The sequence below is a fragment of the Acidovorax cavernicola genome (assembly GCF_003581445.1).
Map to the genome: position 1 here is coordinate 74,898 of NZ_QXMN01000020.1, position 15,243 is coordinate 90,140.

The 15,243-nt window shown below is 62.4% G+C and carries 23 protein-coding genes; 21 read left to right on the forward strand and 2 right to left on the reverse strand.

All coding sequences use genetic code 11. The features are described from left to right. Positions 1-23: 23 nt before the first annotated feature. The 7 genes from D3H34_RS16840 (at position 24) to ubiA (ending at position 6,477) form a co-directional block, all read left to right on the forward strand. Complete coding sequence (locus D3H34_RS16840; protein WP_119554988.1) at positions 24-1,076, forward strand: PoNe immunity protein domain-containing protein; 1,053 nt, start codon at positions 24-26, stop codon at positions 1,074-1,076. Further along, positions 1,024-2,190, forward strand: a complete 1,167-nt coding sequence (locus D3H34_RS16845; protein ID WP_119554990.1) for a PoNe immunity protein domain-containing protein — start codon at positions 1,024-1,026, stop codon at positions 2,188-2,190. The genes D3H34_RS16840 and D3H34_RS16845 overlap by 53 nt, the downstream gene beginning before the upstream one ends. Then, positions 2,165-2,932: a PoNe immunity protein domain-containing protein gene (locus tag D3H34_RS16850; RefSeq protein ID WP_147400458.1), complete on the forward strand. Its 768-nt coding sequence runs from the start codon at positions 2,165-2,167 to the stop codon at positions 2,930-2,932. The genes D3H34_RS16845 and D3H34_RS16850 overlap by 26 nt, the downstream gene beginning before the upstream one ends. Before the next feature lie 59 nt (positions 2,933-2,991). Further along, a complete protein-coding gene (locus D3H34_RS16855) occupies positions 2,992-3,735 on the forward strand; it encodes a hypothetical protein (RefSeq protein WP_119554994.1) in 744 nt (247 codons plus the stop codon). Positions 3,736-3,817: 82 nt separating this feature from the next. Continuing rightward, positions 3,818-4,783: a LysR substrate-binding domain-containing protein gene (locus D3H34_RS16860; protein WP_119554996.1), complete on the forward strand. Its 966-nt coding sequence runs from the start codon at positions 3,818-3,820 to the stop codon at positions 4,781-4,783. 148 nt (positions 4,784-4,931) lie between these two features. Beyond that, the gene (locus D3H34_RS16865) at positions 4,932-5,516 is read left to right on the forward strand and encodes a Dps family protein (RefSeq protein ID WP_119554998.1); all 585 of its coding nucleotides are present in this window, start codon (positions 4,932-4,934) and stop codon (positions 5,514-5,516) included. 97 nt (positions 5,517-5,613) lie between these two features. Then, positions 5,614-6,477, forward strand: a complete 864-nt coding sequence (gene ubiA, locus D3H34_RS16870; protein WP_119555000.1) for a 4-hydroxybenzoate octaprenyltransferase — start codon at positions 5,614-5,616, stop codon at positions 6,475-6,477. A 17-nt stretch (positions 6,478-6,494) separates the two neighbouring features. Here ubiA and proC read toward each other — a convergent pair whose 3' ends face one another. Both proC and D3H34_RS16880 read right to left on the reverse strand, forming a co-directional pair. Continuing rightward, positions 6,495-7,352: a pyrroline-5-carboxylate reductase gene (gene proC, locus D3H34_RS16875; RefSeq protein ID WP_119555002.1), complete on the reverse strand. Its 858-nt coding sequence runs from the start codon at positions 7,350-7,352 to the stop codon at positions 6,495-6,497. Then, a complete protein-coding gene (locus tag D3H34_RS16880) occupies positions 7,349-8,527 on the reverse strand; it encodes an esterase-like activity of phytase family protein (RefSeq protein WP_286185828.1) in 1,179 nt (392 codons plus the stop codon). Before D3H34_RS16880 ends, proC begins: the two co-directional genes overlap by 4 nt. A 215-nt stretch (positions 8,528-8,742) precedes the next feature. Here D3H34_RS16880 and rplN point away from each other — a divergent pair, with 215 nt between their 5' ends. The 14 genes from rplN to rpsK all read left to right on the forward strand — a co-directional run bounded on the left by rplN (position 8,743) and on the right by rpsK (position 15,208). Further along, positions 8,743-9,111 (forward strand): 50S ribosomal protein L14, encoded by a 369-nt coding sequence (gene rplN / locus D3H34_RS16885; RefSeq protein WP_009124801.1) that lies wholly within the window; start codon positions 8,743-8,745, stop codon positions 9,109-9,111. Between the two features lie 12 nt (positions 9,112-9,123). Continuing rightward, positions 9,124-9,456, forward strand: a complete 333-nt coding sequence (gene rplX / locus D3H34_RS16890; protein WP_119555004.1) for a 50S ribosomal protein L24 — start codon at positions 9,124-9,126, stop codon at positions 9,454-9,456. Positions 9,457-9,467: 11 nt separating this feature from the next. Beyond that, positions 9,468-10,007, forward strand: coding sequence for a 50S ribosomal protein L5 (rplE, locus tag D3H34_RS16895; protein WP_057593145.1), 540 nt, complete (start codon positions 9,468-9,470; stop codon positions 10,005-10,007). An 8-nt stretch (positions 10,008-10,015) separates the two neighbouring features. Further along, positions 10,016-10,321, forward strand: a complete 306-nt coding sequence (gene rpsN / locus D3H34_RS16900) for a 30S ribosomal protein S14 (protein WP_119555006.1) — start codon at positions 10,016-10,018, stop codon at positions 10,319-10,321. A gap of 20 nt (positions 10,322-10,341) precedes the next feature. After that, a complete protein-coding gene (gene rpsH, locus D3H34_RS16905) occupies positions 10,342-10,737 on the forward strand; it encodes a 30S ribosomal protein S8 (protein WP_062474816.1) in 396 nt (131 codons plus the stop codon). 24 nt (positions 10,738-10,761) lie between these two features. Beyond that, entirely contained in the window at positions 10,762-11,295 is a 534-nt protein-coding gene (gene rplF / locus D3H34_RS16910) for a 50S ribosomal protein L6 (RefSeq protein WP_119555008.1), read from the forward strand. Between the two features lie 14 nt (positions 11,296-11,309). After that, on the forward strand, positions 11,310-11,675 hold the full coding sequence (rplR, locus tag D3H34_RS16915) for a 50S ribosomal protein L18 (RefSeq protein ID WP_056577252.1): 366 nt from the start codon (positions 11,310-11,312) through the stop codon (positions 11,673-11,675). A gap of 18 nt (positions 11,676-11,693) precedes the next feature. Next, a complete protein-coding gene (gene rpsE, locus D3H34_RS16920; RefSeq protein ID WP_056576983.1) occupies positions 11,694-12,212 on the forward strand; it encodes a 30S ribosomal protein S5 in 519 nt (172 codons plus the stop codon). A 35-nt stretch (positions 12,213-12,247) separates the two neighbouring features. Further along, the gene (gene rpmD, locus D3H34_RS16925) at positions 12,248-12,430 is read left to right on the forward strand and encodes a 50S ribosomal protein L30 (RefSeq protein ID WP_019653974.1); all 183 of its coding nucleotides are present in this window, start codon (positions 12,248-12,250) and stop codon (positions 12,428-12,430) included. Positions 12,431-12,441: 11 nt separating this feature from the next. Then, the gene (gene rplO, locus D3H34_RS16930; protein ID WP_119555010.1) at positions 12,442-12,873 is read left to right on the forward strand and encodes a 50S ribosomal protein L15; all 432 of its coding nucleotides are present in this window, start codon (positions 12,442-12,444) and stop codon (positions 12,871-12,873) included. Between the two features lie 27 nt (positions 12,874-12,900). Continuing rightward, a complete protein-coding gene (gene secY / locus D3H34_RS16935; protein ID WP_119555012.1) occupies positions 12,901-14,214 on the forward strand; it encodes a preprotein translocase subunit SecY in 1,314 nt (437 codons plus the stop codon). 74 nt (positions 14,215-14,288) lie between these two features. Next, complete coding sequence (gene rpmJ, locus D3H34_RS16940) at positions 14,289-14,402, forward strand: 50S ribosomal protein L36 (RefSeq protein WP_013544106.1); 114 nt, start codon at positions 14,289-14,291, stop codon at positions 14,400-14,402. A gap of 23 nt (positions 14,403-14,425) precedes the next feature. Beyond that, a complete protein-coding gene (rpsM, locus tag D3H34_RS16945; protein ID WP_013544105.1) occupies positions 14,426-14,791 on the forward strand; it encodes a 30S ribosomal protein S13 in 366 nt (121 codons plus the stop codon). Positions 14,792-14,803: 12 nt separating this feature from the next. Continuing rightward, positions 14,804-15,208 carry a 30S ribosomal protein S11 gene (rpsK, locus tag D3H34_RS16950; RefSeq protein ID WP_009124825.1) on the forward strand — a complete coding sequence of 135 codons (405 nt, stop codon included), beginning with the start codon at positions 14,804-14,806 and terminating at the stop codon, positions 15,206-15,208. Positions 15,209-15,243: the final 35 nt, after the last annotated feature.

Here is a 15,243-nt window from a genome sequence, read left to right on the forward strand (position 1 = left end):
TTAGAAATTGATAACTCCGCGTCATGACCGCTCACCAATTCCGCGCCAAGAGAAGACAGAAATTCCTGACGGAGCAGTACTACCTCCTCAATATCTTCGATCTCGCAGAGAGTTCAAAAGCTTATGCGCAGGGAGTCGTCAACCTTCGTGCACGAGGCGACCTCGAGCCTGCTGGTCAAGGCGGCATATTCAAGGATCAACTCAATCTCTTGAAGCTTCGCTACACCGCGGGTGATGCCATCGATGAGCTGAAGCCGGTCTATGCAGATGTATTGAAGGCGCTGGGCGAGTGGAACGATGCCTACCGTGTCTATATCAAGGCATTGGCGGTTGAGTCGGGCGAGGAGCTGAGCGACTACGGAACGCCTTTGGATTTTGACGACTTGTCTCACTTCCAACTGGCGATGGATGTGGTCAGCCTCGGAGTCCTCCTGGGTGATGGGGATGCGCTGCGCCAGATCGCGAAGTGGCTCCAGCAACATCGCGGCACCGACCTGCTATTCGAGTCCTTGATCGAGCCAGCTGTCTCGGACCCGCGAGACAACACGGACTTCTTTCATGTCAGCCCTTACGATCCGCTGATCGATGCCTTCTACACGGTTGAGACGCCTGACGAAGCGAGTGCAAAGGTCAAGGAATATCTCGACGACTGGTACAAAAGCTTCGAAGGTGCGCCTTGGCATGACGGGCACTTGCATGCTGTCGAAGGCGAGTACATGCCGTACTACGGCTACTGGTCCTTCGAAGCTGCCGCCGTTTGTGTGATTCACGATATCGACGACAGCACATTTCGAAATCACCTTCTGTACCCGAAGGATCTTGCCGACTGGGCACGCACGAATCACTCGCTGGCCCGCCTCAAGCCGGGCGCGTCGAAGGCGGAAGGTTCGGACTCGCGTTCGAACCGCGTGCCCGGTGGCGAGCCTTGTCCCAAAGCAGGCTGGTGGCTGACGCCTGCCAAGGTTGGAAGTCGTCGCTACTTCAAGGTTGGTGAAGTCATGCCCAACGTCAAAGGGAGCAGCTATGGCTCCACTTTCTGGCAGTGGGACATCGACCAGTCTTCCCCGAAGCTTTGACGGTTGGATCGGGGTGACAAAGAATTCGATGCCACGCGGGCAGTTCGGCTCAAAAATTGGGACTGAGTTGCGTGATGAGCGAACCGCGAGGTCTGTCGTGAGAGAATTTCGCGTCAAGAGCAGGCAAGCTTTTCTGAAAGAGCAGGACTACACACTGAATTTGAAGGTGTTCAGTTTCCTGATGTCTGAGTCGGAAAAATCGCTCTTGCAGCGGAAAGCTGCAGGTGATCTCGAACCATTCGGAGAGGCGGGAAGATTCAAGGACGTCCTGGATATTCTCAAGCTCAACTACACCGCTGGCTGTTCCATCGAAGAGTTGATCCCCCTGTATGGGGAGGTGATGACAGCCTTGGGTGAGTGGCATACAGCCGAGCAAGAGTATTCCGAATGGCTCGCAAAAAAGCGCGAAGAGGACCTTCGCCTTGATATGACGCCATTCGAATTCGAGGATCTCTATCACTTCCAAATCGCCATCGATGTCGTGAGCTTGGGGGTGCTGCTGGGTGATGGCGATGCACTTCGCCAAAGCGCCCTTTGGATGCAAAGTGCACGAGGGACCGATTTGCTTTTTGAGTCGCTCATCGAGCCAGCAGTCCCTGACCCACGAGACAACGCGGATTTCTTCCATGTCAGCCCCTACGATCCGCTGATCGATGCCTTCTACACGGTAGAGACGCCTGACGAAGCGAGTGCAAAGGTCAAGGAGTATCTCGACGGCTGGTACAAGAGCTTCGAAGGTGCGCCTTGGCATGACGGGCATTTGCATGCTGTCGAAGGCGAGTACATGCCCTACTACGGCTACTGGTCGTTTGAAGCCGCTGCTGTCTGCGTGATCCACGGCATCGACGACAGCACATTTCGCAATCACCTTCTGTACCCGAAAGACCTTGCCGACTGGGCACGCACCCACCACTCGCTGGCCCATCTCAAGCCGGGCGCGCCGAAGGCGGAAGGCGCTGACTCGCGCCCGAACCGGGTGCCTGGTGGCGAGGTTCGGATGGTCAAGTGCCGCAGTATTTCGTGCAAAGCAAGGGCAAGAGCTTCTATCAGCGCAGTACTACAAGCTCAATATTCGATGGCTCAATCTCTTGATCGAGGAGAACAACAAGCTTGATTCGAGCGGAATCACTGTGGATGACGTCGAGTTCGCCGGAGTTTTGGGGAGCACGTTCATAGAGCGACTCAACATCTTGAAGCTCAAATACACCGGTGGGTGCACTGTTGAGGAACTGAACTCTCTATACGCAGATGCAGTCAATGCCTTGGTTCAATGGCACGACGCATATCGCAGCCATATCAAAGCGTTGGCCCTTGAGTCAGGTGATGATCTGCGCGAAGACGGAACCCCTCTTCATTTTGAAGACCTTTACCACTTTCAATTGGCGATCGATGTCATCAGTATTGGGGTGCTCCTGGGTGCCGGTGATGCCATCCGGCAAGTTGCCCATTGGACGGAGCGCTATCGGGGAACCGATCTGCTTTTCGAATCCTTGATCGAGCCAGCCATCTCGGACCCGCGAGACAACACAGACTTCTTTCATGTCAGCCCGTACGACCCGTTGATCGATGCCTTCTACACGGTTGAGACACCTGACGAGGCAAGTGCAAAGGTCAAGGAGTATCTCGACGGCTGGTACAAGAGCTTCGAAGGAGCGCCTTGGCATGATGGGCATTTGCATGCTGTCGAAGGCGAGTACATGCCTTACTACGGCTACTGGTCGTTCGAAGCTGCCGCTGTCTGCTTGATCCACGGTATCGACGACAGCAGCTTTCGTGATCACCTTCTGTACCCCAAGGACCTTGCAGACTGGGCGCGGGCCAATCGCTCGCTGGAGCGTCTCGAGTCAGGTGCCTAGACTGAGACAAGGATAGGTCCCATTGGGCTGTATCGAGAGCCGAGCAAAGAAACAGTCCCATGTGGCTCTACCTCCATCACACCGCCTCCGACCTCATCGACCTGGACCCCGCAACCGGCCATTGGCGCCCGATCGACGACGCCGAAAAGCCGCCGGGTGCCGCGGTGCTCGCCGATCTCCCTGTCAAAGGCGGCTACACGATCGAGAACGACAAGCGCTACTACAGCTACTGGACGCCCGACGAGAAATTCGTTTTTCGCAGTGACGACGGCGCCGTGTTCGAGATCTGCCAGAAGCGCGGCGATGGCTCGGTGGTCATGCTCCCGCCGGTCCTTCGGTGCGAGATCGCGCCTTCGCGGTATGGCGATGGGCGCTTGCGGCAGGGCTTCAGCCAATTCCGGCTGATGGATGCCGCGACAGGCCAGGTTCTCTTCGAACTGGACTACAACGCCGAGCGCTATCAACGTCTGTACCAGTCCGACTTCACTGCCGCTGCGGCGGAGCAGGATCTGTCCGATTGGGATTTCTTCATCGCCTTGCAAGGTGCCATCGAGATCTTCGCGGAGCGCGCCGCGTCCGGTCGCATCGCGTTCGCCGCGGAGGCCGATGGTTCGGCGCAGGTCCAAGGGCAGCGCATGCGCCGCGATGAGCTGCTGTTTGCGGACACCGGCCAGAAGTGCCCGCGGTCGGGCATCTGGGCCTGCCTGACGGATCTGCGGGTGAGCGTGGCTGTCACGCAGGGCGAGCCGATGCCCTCGAACGGGGGGCGGCCGGAGCAATGGGTCTGGAGTCGCTCCGACTGATTGGAGTCCTGCCCGCGTCGCCCGCGACTTTTAACCCCGCCTCAGCCGGGTCACATGCCCTTGCGCATAATTGACGCAAGCTATGACTCTCACCGAACTCAAATACATCGTCGCAGTCGCCCGTGAGCGGCATTTCGGCAAGGCGGCCGAGGCCTGTTACGTGTCCCAGCCGACGCTTTCGGTGGCCATCAAGAAGCTCGAGGACGAACTCGAGGTCAAGCTCTTCGAGCGCAGCGCCGGTGAAGTGACCGTGACGCCGCTCGGCGAGCAGATCGTCCAGCAGGCGCAGAGCGTGCTCGACCAGGCCGCCAGCATCAAGGAGATCGCCAAGCGCGGCAAGGACCCGCTGGCCGGTCCGCTGAACCTGGGCGTGATCTACACGATCGGCCCGTACCTGCTGCCCGACCTGGTGCGCCAGGTGATCGCGCGCACGCCGCAGATGCCGCTGGTGCTGCAGGAGAACTTCACGGTCAAGCTGCTCGAGATGCTGCGCGCCGGCGAGATCGATTGCGCGATCATGGCCGAGCCCTTTCCCGACACGGGCCTGGCGATGGCGCCGCTGTACGACGAGCCCTTCATGGCGGCGCTGCCCGCGAAGCACAAGTTCGCCGACCGCGAGTCGATCACCTCCGAAGAACTGCAGAGCGAGACCATGCTGCTGCTGGGCACGGGCCACTGTTTCCGCGACCACGTGCTGGAGGTGTGCCCCGAGTTCGCGCGCTTCTCGAGCAACGCCGAGGGCATCCGCAAGAGCTTCGAAGGCTCGTCGCTGGAGACCATCAAGCACATGGTGGCCTCGGGCATGGGCGTGACGCTGGTGCCGCGCCTGTCGGTGCCGGCCGAAGCGCTCAAGCCAAAGGTCAAGGGTCGCAAGGAGCCCGAGCAGATGGTGTGCTACCTGCCCGTGCGCGATGCGCAGGACCGCGACCCGCCGATGCGCCGCGTGGTGCTGGCCTGGCGCCGCACCTTCACGCGCTACGAGGCGATCGCGGCGCTGCGCAACGCGATCTACGCGTGCGAGCTGCCGGGCGTCAAGCGACTCTCCTAGAGTGCTGTCCGCGATTCGGGGCCTCGGCCTACGTGCGGGCTGTTTGGGATCGCTGATCGCTGGGATAGAGTGAAGCTGTTGCGAAGCCGCCTGCCGGCTTTCAGAATTTCGGTGTCGTTCACCCAACTTCAAGAAAGACCTCTCCGCCATGGCCAAACCCTCGAAGAAGACCAAGTCCCCGTCGCCCGCTGCTTCCGCCGGCAAGGTGCCCAAGAAGGGCGGCGCCGTCGTCGCGCAGGAGTCGGGCAGCCGCAACGCGCCGCTGATCAACATCGGCATCGAGCGGCAGGACCGCGCAGCGATTGCCGAAGGCCTGAGCCGCGTGCTGGCCGACACCTACACGCTGTACCTCACGACCCACAACTTCCACTGGAACGTGACGGGGCCGCACTTCAACTCGCTGCATGCGATGTTCATGACGCAGTACACGGAATTGTGGGGCTCGACGGACGTGATCGCCGAGCGCATCCGCGCGCTGGGCCACTACGCGCCGGGCTCGTACGCCGAGTTCAGCAAGATCGCCACCGTGCCCGACGTGCCGCAGAACCCGCCGAAGGCGATGGAGATGGTGCGCATCCTCGTGAAGGGCCACGAAACGGTGTCGCGCATCGCGCGCGAGTTCATCCCGGTGGCCGAAGAGGCCGGCGACGACCCGACCGCCGACATGCTGACCGCACGCTGCACGGTGCACGACCAGACGGCCTGGATGCTGCGCTCGCTGCTCGAGGACTGACGTCGTCCCGATCTCCCGGCACCTGATGATGTGCCGGGAGCCCCTTCAAGAGCGGCACAATGGCCGCTCTTTTGACGTCTGCCGCCTTGTTGTTCGCATGCCTCTCGCCCGCCGTTTTGCGCTCTACCTCGATCTCATCCGCTGGAACCGGCCGGCCGGCTGGCTGCTGTTGCTGTGGCCCACGCTGGGCGCACTCTGGTTCGCGGCCGACGGCTGGCCCGGCTGGCATCTGCTCGTGGTGTTCACGCTCGGCACGTTCCTGATGCGCAGCGCGGGCTGCTGCATCAACGATGTGGCCGACCGCGATTTCGATCGCCATGTGAAGCGCACGGCCCAGCGGCCCGTGACCAGCGGTGCGATGTCGGTCAAGGAGGCGCTGGGTCTGGGGGCGGTGCTGGCGCTGATGTCTTTCGGGCTGGTGCTCACCACCAATCGCACGACGGTGCTGTGGTCGTTCGCGGCCCTGGCGATCACGCTGATCTATCCGTTTGCCAAGCGCTTCGTGTCGATCCCTCAGGCGGTGCTGGGCATCGCCTTCAGCTTCGGCATCCCGATGGCCTTTGCCGCGGTGCAGTCGACGGTGCCGGCATTTGCCTGGTGGCTGCTGGCGGGCAACCTGTTCTGGGTGCTGGCCTATGACACCGAGTACGCGATGGTGGACCGCGACGACGACCTGAAGATCGGCATGAAGACCTCGGCCATCACCTTCGGCCGCCTGGATGTGGCGGCGGTGATGGCGAGCTATGCGATCTTCCTGGCGGTCTGGATCTGGGCCGGTACCAGCCGTTCGCTGGGGGTGCTCTTCTATCTGGGGATCGCCGCGGCGGCGGCTCAGGCGCTCTGGCATTGGCGCCTGATCCATGACCGCACGCGCGAGGGCTGCTTCAAGGCTTTCCGCGAAAACCACTGGCTGGGCTTCACGGTGTTTGTGGGCATCGTGGCTGGCTACACCGTCCGGTAACCAGCCGGCTCACCGGCTCAGCCGCGCCCGAATTCCTCGCCCAGCTCGGCCGCGCGCTTCTGCGCGGCGCGGATCGCGGTCTTGAACTGCCCTTTCACGTCGGCGGCTTCGAGTGCGCTCAGGGCCGCGTAGGTCGTGCCGCCCTTGGAGGTCACGCGTTCGCGCAGGACCGACGGCGGCTCGGTCGCGCTGTGGGCCAGCGCCGAGGCGCCGGTGAAGGTGCCGATGGCCAGTCGCTGGGCCTGGTCGGGGCTGAGGCCCATCTCGACACCGGCTTCGGTCATCGCCTCGATGAAATAGAACACGTAGGCCGGGCCCGAGCCCGACAGGGCGGTCACGGCATCGAGCGCGGGTTCGGTGTCGACCCAGATCAGCTCGCCGGTCGGCGCCAGCAACTGGCCGACGCGCGCACGGTCGGCGCCTTCGACACCCGGCCGCGCGAACAGCCCGGTCATGCCCTTGCCCACCAGGGCCGGCGTGTTGGGCATGGCGCGCACCACGCGCTCGGTGCCGAGCCAGCGGGCGATGCTGTCCGACGGAATGCCCGCCGCCACGCTCAGGTGCAGGGCGTCACCGGCGAAGGCGCGCACGGGGCGGGCGGCTTCCGCGAAGGTCTGTGGCTTGACCGCCCACACCACCACGGCGCAGCGCGAGAGGGCCTCCGTGGCCTCGGCCTGGGCCACGATGCCGAAGGACTGGGTCAGCTTGGTGCGGGCGTCCTCGAAGGGCTCGACCACCTCGAAGTTATCGGCCGCGGCGCCTTGCTGGATCAGGCCGCCGATGATGGCGCTGGCCATGTTGCCGCCGCCGATGAAGGCGATGGGGGGCAGGGGGCCCGGCGCGGTGCGGGGCAGGAAGGTCACGGCGATGGTCATGGTCGGTCGGTGTAGGCGAAGGCGGCGAACTGCGTCACTTGCAGCGGGTTGAAATTGTCGTCGCTCACGACCACCAGCAGGCGGCGGCCGTCGGGCAGCAGCGGGCCCCAGCACATGCCTTCGCTGTTGTCGAGGCGCGACAGGCCGAGGGTGGCGAAATCGGCCACGAGCGTCTTGGCGGCGGGGCGGTGGTTGCCGGGCGAGAGGGCGTCGATGGCGAGCACGTCGTCGGCGGCCCGGGTGTCGATCTCGTACAGGCGCAGCGAATTGCCGGCGCCCGTGGCGTAGGCGCGCTCCAGCACCAGCATGCGGTGGGCGTCGAGCATCAGGACCTCGCTCACGCCGTTGTCGGCGTAGGTGCCCGGCACGAGCGGGCGCAGCGGGATGGCGTCGGGCACGTAGGCGATCTGGCGCACGGCGTGGCCGGTCGACAGGTCGACCTGGGTGAAGCGGCAGGGGCCGCCGGGGGTGGAGGTGGTCGGGACCGGGCCGTCCTGGATGAGGGCGTTTTCCATCGCGATCCAGGCCGAACGGTCGTCGGGCGTGAGGGCCAGGCCTTCGAAGCTCAGGTTGTCGCGCGGGCCGCGGCGCTGGGTCGGGTCCGGTGCGAACATCGCCGGCAGCGCGAATTCGCGCAGGAAGCGGCCGTCGCGGCCTGATTCATGCAGCGCAGGGCCGAAACCGCGGGCGATGTCGCCTTCGCTCGTCCAGAGCAGGGTGCCGGTCGAGGGGCGCAGCCGCAGGGCTTCGGGGTCGGGAACTGGCAGGCCGGTGACCGCCTGGCGCCGCCCCGGCCACGGGCCGCCGCCTGGGCGTTGCAGCTGAACAACGCCGGTCGGCTCGGGGGCGACGTCGGTCGGAAGGAGCCATTGCGCGGTGTAGCAGCGCACAGGCGCCAGGTCCGACCGATCATCGCTGAGAAGCAGGTACTCACCTTTGATCGGGTCGTAGTCGATGCCTGACAGGCCGCCCGCCGTGGTGTTCTCTATGGAGCGTCGATGTGCCCAGCGGGCTTCCGCCAGGCGCTGCAGCCGGCCGGTGTCCGGAGCCGGCGGTGCCGCACTGCGGCATCCGCCGAGGCCGAATCCCAGCCCCAACAGGCCCGCGCCGCCCACCAGCACGCGTCGGCGCAGCGGCGAAGACGGCGGAACGGGGGGGTGAATAGGGGCGCGCACGCCACAAAGTCTAGCGGCAGCCGGTGATGGTGTAGTAGGGCAGTTGACATCCCTTGAGTTGGGTGCCACAATCGCGGGCTTCGCTTTCAAAAGGCGAAGCTTTCAGCCCAAAGCGGAAGCGTCTCGAGTGGTTCGAGGCGTGGACGACGGGCCCAAGACTGACCGCGGCGTTTCCCTCCTGGAGGCGCATCGGTACAAGTTGGGAATATCAAGAAATGATCCAAACTGAATCCCGGCTCGAAGTGGCCGACAACACGGGCGCGAAATCCGTCCTGTGTATCAAGGTGCTCGGTGGCTCCAAGCGGCGTTACGCCAGCGTGGGCGACGTCATCAAGGTCAGCATCAAGGAAGCCGCTCCGCGTGGTCGCGTCAAGAAGGGCGAGATCTACAGCGCAGTGGTGGTCCGCACCGCCAAGGGCATCCGTCGCGCCGACGGCTCGCTCGTCAAGTTCGACGGCAATGCCGCCGTTCTGCTCAACGCCAAGCTGGAGCCCATCGGCACCCGCATCTTCGGACCGGTCACGCGCGAACTGCGCACCGAGAAGTTCATGAAGATCGTGTCGCTGGCCCCCGAAGTTCTCTAAGGACACAACGCCATGAACAAGATTCGCAAAGGCGACCAGGTCATCGTGTTGGCCGGTCGTGACAAGGGCAAGCGCGGCACCGTGTCGCTGCGCGCAGACGACTCGCATGTGATCGTCGACGGCATCAACCTCGTCAAGAAGCACACCAAGCCGAACCCCCTCAAGGGCACGACCGGTGGCATCGTCGAGAAGGCCATGCCGATTCACCAATCCAACGTGGCGATCTTCAATGCCGCGACCGGCAAGGCCGATCGCGTGGGCATCAAGATCTCCGAAGGTGCTGACGGCAAGCGCGTCGCGGTTCGCGTCTTCAAGTCCAGCGGCGACGAAATCAAGTTCGCCTAAGAGGTACTCACATGGCACGTCTCCAACAACACTATCGCGAAAAGATCGCGAAAGACCTGACGGAAAAGTTCGGCTACACGTCGCCGATGCAAGTTCCGCGTCTCACCAAGATCACCCTGAACATGGGTGTGGGTGAAGCAGTCGCCGACAAGAAGGTCCTCGACAACGCCGTCGCCGACCTGACCAAGATCGCTGGCCAGAAGCCCGTGGTCACCAAGTCGAAGAAGGCTATTGCCGGCTTCAAGATCCGCGAAAACCAGCCGATCGGCTGCATGGTCACGCTGCGTGGCGTGCACATGTACGAGTTCCTGGACCGTTTCGTCACCGTGGCCCTGCCCCGCGTGCGTGACTTCCGTGGTATCTCGGGTCGCGCATTCGACGGCCGCGGCAACTACAACATCGGCGTCAAAGAGCAGATCATTTTCCCTGAGATCGAATACGACAAGGTCGACGCCCTGCGCGGTCTCAATATCAGCATCACGACGACGGCCAAGACCGACGAAGAAGCCAAGGCGCTTCTCGCTGGCTTCCGTTTCCCGTTCAAGAACTGAGGTGATCTGTGGCTAAAGCATCTTTGATCCAGCGCGAACTCAAGCGCGACAAGCTGGTTGCCAAGTTCGCTGCGAAGCACGCAGAACTGAAGGCAGCTTCCAACGACGCGAAGAAGAGCGACGAAGAGCGCGCAGCGGCCCGCCTGGCCCTGCAGAAGCTCCCGCGCAACGCGAACCCCACGCGCCAGCGCAACCGTTGCGAAATCACCGGTCGCCCCCGTGGCACCTTCCGTCAATTCGGTCTGGCTCGCGCCAAGATCCGCGAACTGGCTTTCAATGGCGACATCCCCGGTGTCACCAAGGCCAGCTGGTAAGCCAGGCAGGAGCAAACAACATGAGCATGAGTGATCCCATTGCCGACCTGCTGACGCGTATCCGTAACGCGCAGATGGTGGCGAAGCCCACCGTGTCGGTCCCGTCTTCGAAAGTGAAGATCGCGATCGCACAAGTCCTGAAGGACGAGGGTTACATCGACGGTTTCCAGGTCAAGACCGAAGCCGGCAAGAGCGAACTTGAAATCTCGCTGAAGTACTACGCTGGCCGTCCGGTCATCGAGCGCATTGAGCGCGTGAGCCGTCCTGGCCTGCGCGTCTACAAGGCCAGCACTTCCATTCCGCAAGTCCAGAACGGCCTCGGCGTTGCGATCGTCACGACCCCCAAGGGCGTGATGACCGACCGCAAGGCGCGCGCCACCGGTGTCGGCGGCGAAGTTCTGTGCTACGTCGCCTAACCGAGACATCGAGGAGTTACTGAAATGTCCCGAGTAGGAAAAATGCCGGTCACCATCCCCGCAGGCGTGGATGTGTCGATCAAGGAAGACCAGATCAGCGTCAAGGGCACGGGCGGTACGCTCAGCCTGGCTCGCAATGCGCTGGTGAATGTCGTCAACAAGGACGGCAAGCTGAGCTTCGAGCCCGCCAACGAATCGCGTGAAGCCAACGCGATGAGCGGCACGGTTCGCCAGCTGGTGAACAACATGGTGGTTGGCGTGACCAAGGGCTTCGAGAAGAAGCTCAGTCTGGTCGGCGTCGGCTACAAGGCTGCAGCGTCCGGCGCCAAGCTGAACCTGCAAGTCGGTTACTCGCACCCGGTCAACATCGACATGCCGCAAGGCATCACGGTGACCACCGCGACCCCGACCGAAGTCGTGATCAAGGGTGCCGATCGCCAACGCGTCGGCCAGATCGCTGCTGAGATCCGCGCTGTTCGTCCGCCAGAGCCCTACAAGGGCAAGGGCATCCGCTATGCGGACGAGAAGATCGTGATCAAAGAGACCAAGAAGAAGTAAGGGGCAGCAAAATGATGTTGACCAAAAAAGCACAGCGTCTTCGCCGCTCGCGCCAGACCCGCATCCGCATCGCGACGCAGGGCGTGGCCCGCCTCACGGTGAACCGCACCAACCTGCACATCTATGCCACCGTCATTTCCGACGACGGCACCAAGGTGATCGCAACCGCATCGACCGCCGAAGCCGAAGTGCGCGCAGCACTCGGCGCCTCGGGCAAGGGTGGCAATGCCGCCGCTGCCACCGCCATCGGCAAGCGCATCGCTGAAAAGGCGAAGGCTGCCGGCGTCGAGAAGGTCGCTTTCGATCGCGCAGGTTTCGCCTACCACGGCCGCGTCAAGGCGCTGGCCGAGGCAGCCCGCGAAGCCGGTCTGCAGTTCTAATCGGACACGAGATTCAAAATGGCAAAGATTCAAGCAAGAACGCAGAACGAAGGTCCTGAGGACGGTTTGCGCGAGAAGATGATCGCGATCAACCGCGTCACCAAGGTGGTGAAGGGTGGTCGTATCCTCGGTTTCGCAGCGCTGACCGTGGTCGGTGACGGCGATGGCCGCGTCGGCATGGGCAAGGGCAAGTCGAAGGAAGTGCCGGCTGCCGTGCAGAAGGCAATGGAAGAAGCCCGTCGCAACCTGTTCAAGGCTCCGATCAAGAACGGTACGCTGCACCACCAGGTGCAAGGTCACCACGGTGCTGCCACCGTCGTGATGTACCCGGCTCCCAAGGGTACCGGCATCATCGCCGGCGGCCCGATGCGCGCCGTGTTCGAAGTCATGGGCATCACCGACATCGTGGCCAAGAGCCATGGTTCGTCGAACCCCTACAACATGGTTCGCGCCACGCTCGACGGGTTGAAGAACTCGACGACCGCCGGCCAGGTGGCTGCCAAGCGCGGCCTCACCGTCGAAGAAATCTTCGCCTGAGCGCAAGCTCTCGCAAGGCTGAAGGAAGCATTCAAATGACGCAACAACAAACCCTCAAGGTGCAGCTGGTGAAGAGCCCGATCGGCACCAAGGAATCGCATCGCGCGACCGTGCGTGGCCTCGGCCTGCGCAAGCTCAACAGCGTGAGCGAGCTGCAAGACACGCCCGCAGTGCGCGGCATGATCAACAAGATCAGTTATCTGGTCAAAGTTCTGTAAGAGAGACTGATATGGAACTCAATGGCATCAAGCCGGCAGCTGGCGCCAAGCACGCCAAGCGTCGCGTCGGCCGCGGTATCGGTTCCGGCCTGGGCAAAACCTCGGGTCGCGGTCACAAGGGCCAGAAGTCGCGCGCAGGCGGTTTCCACAAGGTCGGCTTCGAAGGCGGTCAAATGCCGCTGCAGCGTCGTCTGCCGAAGCGTGGCTTCAAGTCGCAACTGCTGAAGTACAACGCCGAAGTCACGCTGACTGCTCTCGAGCAGCTCGGCCTGGCCGAAGTCGATGTCCTGGCACTGAAGCAAGCCGGCCTCGTGGGCCAGCTCGCCAAGGTCGTCAAGATCATCAAGACCGGCGAACTCACCAAGGCCGTCAAGCTGACGGGCGTGGGTGCGACCGCTGGTGCCAAGGCTGCGATCGAAGCAGCCGGCGGCAGCCTCGCCTGATCACCATCGGACTGAAAGAAGTTCTTCGTGGCAACTAACGCGGCAACGATCGCAAAAACAGGCAAGTTCGGCGACCTTCGTCGTCGGCTGGTCTTTTTGCTGCTCGCGCTCGTGGTCTATCGGATTGGCGCGCACATTCCTGTGCCGGGTATCAACCCGGACCAGCTGGCAGCGTTGTTCCAGGGCCAACAGGGCGGCATTCTGAGCCTGTTCAACATGTTCTCGGGCGGAGCGCTGTCGCGTTTCACCGTGTTCGCGTTGGGGATCATGCCGTACATCTCGGCGTCGATCATCATGCAGCTGATGACCTACGTGCTTCCCAGCTTCGAGCAATTGAAGAAGGAAGGCGAGGCCGGTCGCCGCAAGATCACGCAGTACACGCGCTATGGCGCGCTTGGCCTGGCTCTGTTCCAGTCGTTCAGCATCGCAGTGGCCCTCGAATCGTCGGCCGGTCTGGTGATCGCCCCCGGTTTCGGCTTCCGCCTGACCGCCATGGTGAGCCTGACTGCTGGTTCGATGTTCCTGATGTGGCTCGGCGAACAGATCACCGAACGCGGCCTGGGCAACGGCATCTCGATCCTGATCTTTGCAGGTATCGCGGCTGGTCTTCCGGGCGCCATCGGTGGCTTGGCTTCGCTGGTGACGACCGGTGCGATGAACCCCATCGTCGCGCTCTTCATCATCGCTGTCGTGGTGCTGGTCACCTACTTCGTGGTGTTCGTGGAACGCGGTCAGCGCAAGATCCTCGTGAACTATGCGCGACGCCAGGTTGGCAACAAGGTCTACGGCGGTCAGTCGTCGCACCTGCCCCTGAAGCTGAACATGGCTGGTGTGATTCCTCCGATCTTCGCGTCGTCGATCATTCTGCTGCCGGCAACGGTGGTGGGCTGGTTCAGCGCCGGTGACGGTGGTTTCCGCTGGATCAAGGACATCGCCAGCGCACTGCGCCCGGGCGAGCCGATCTATGTGCTGCTGTACGCTGCCGCGATCGTTTTCTTCTGCTTCTTCTACACGGCACTCGTGTTCAACAGCAAGGAAACGGCCGACAACCTGAAGAAGAGTGGTGCGTTCATTCCAGGCATTCGCCCGGGTGACCAGACCGCTCGCTATATCGACAAGATTCTGGTTCGCCTGACGTTGGCCGGCGCGGTGTACATCACCTTCGTTTGCCTGCTGCCCGAGTTCCTGATCCTGAAGTACAACGTCCCGTTCTACTTCGGTGGTACCTCCCTGCTGATCATCGTGGTCGTCACGATGGACTTCATGGCCCAGGTGCAAAACTACATGATGTCCCAGCAGTACGAATCGCTGCTGAAGAAGGCGAACTTCAAGACATCGTAGGGCCGTGAGTTTCAGTATTGAGAATTTGGGTGTGGGCGGTGTACCGCCACGTTAAACAGTTTTAGGAGAATGAAATGAGAGTTTCGGCTTCGGTCAAAACCATCTGCCGTAATTGCAAGGTCATCCGCCGTAAAGGTGTGGTGCGTGTGATTTGCACCGACCCGCGCCACAAGCAGCGCCAGGGTTGATTGAAGAGTATTAGAGGACGCACATGGCACGTATTGCTGGCATCAACATCCCGCCGCACAAGCACGCTGAAATCGGCCTGACCGCCATTTTCGGTATCGGTCGCACCCGCGCCCGTCAGATCTGCGAAGCGAGCGGCATCGAATATTCGAAGAAGATCAAGGATCTGACCGACGCCGATCTCGAGAAGATCCGCGACCAGATCGCTCTGTTCACGATCGAAGGCGATCTGCGTCGCGAGACGACGATGAACATCAAGCGTTTGATGGACATCGGCTGCTATCGCGGCTTCCGTCACCGTCGCGGCCTGCCGATGCGCGGCCAGCGCACGCGCACCAACGCCCGCACCCGCAAGGGTCCGCGCAAGGCTGCGCAGTCCCTGAAGAAATAAGGATAGACAAGCATGGCTAAAGCACCTGCAAACAACGCCGCACAGCGCGTTCGCAAGAAGGTTCGCAAGAACGTTGCGGACGGTATCGCCCACGTGCATGCCTCGTTCAACAACACCATCATCACGATCACCGATCGCCAGGGCAACGCCCTGTCGTGGGCTTCGTCGGGTGGCCAGGGCTTCAAGGGCTCGCGCAAGTCGACCCCCTTCGCTGCGCAGGTCGCTTCCGAAGTGGCCGGCCGTGCTGCTGTCGAACAAGGTATCAAGAACCTCGACGTCGAGATCAAGGGCCCTGGCCCCGGTCGCGAGTCGTCGGTGCGCGCACTGGCTGCGCTCGGCATCCGGATCAATTCCATTGCCGACGTGACGCCCGTTCCGCACAACGGCTGCCGTCCCCAGAAGCGTCGCCGCATCTGATCGTCAGTCCGCAAGGCGCAGCCAGCTTTCGAGCG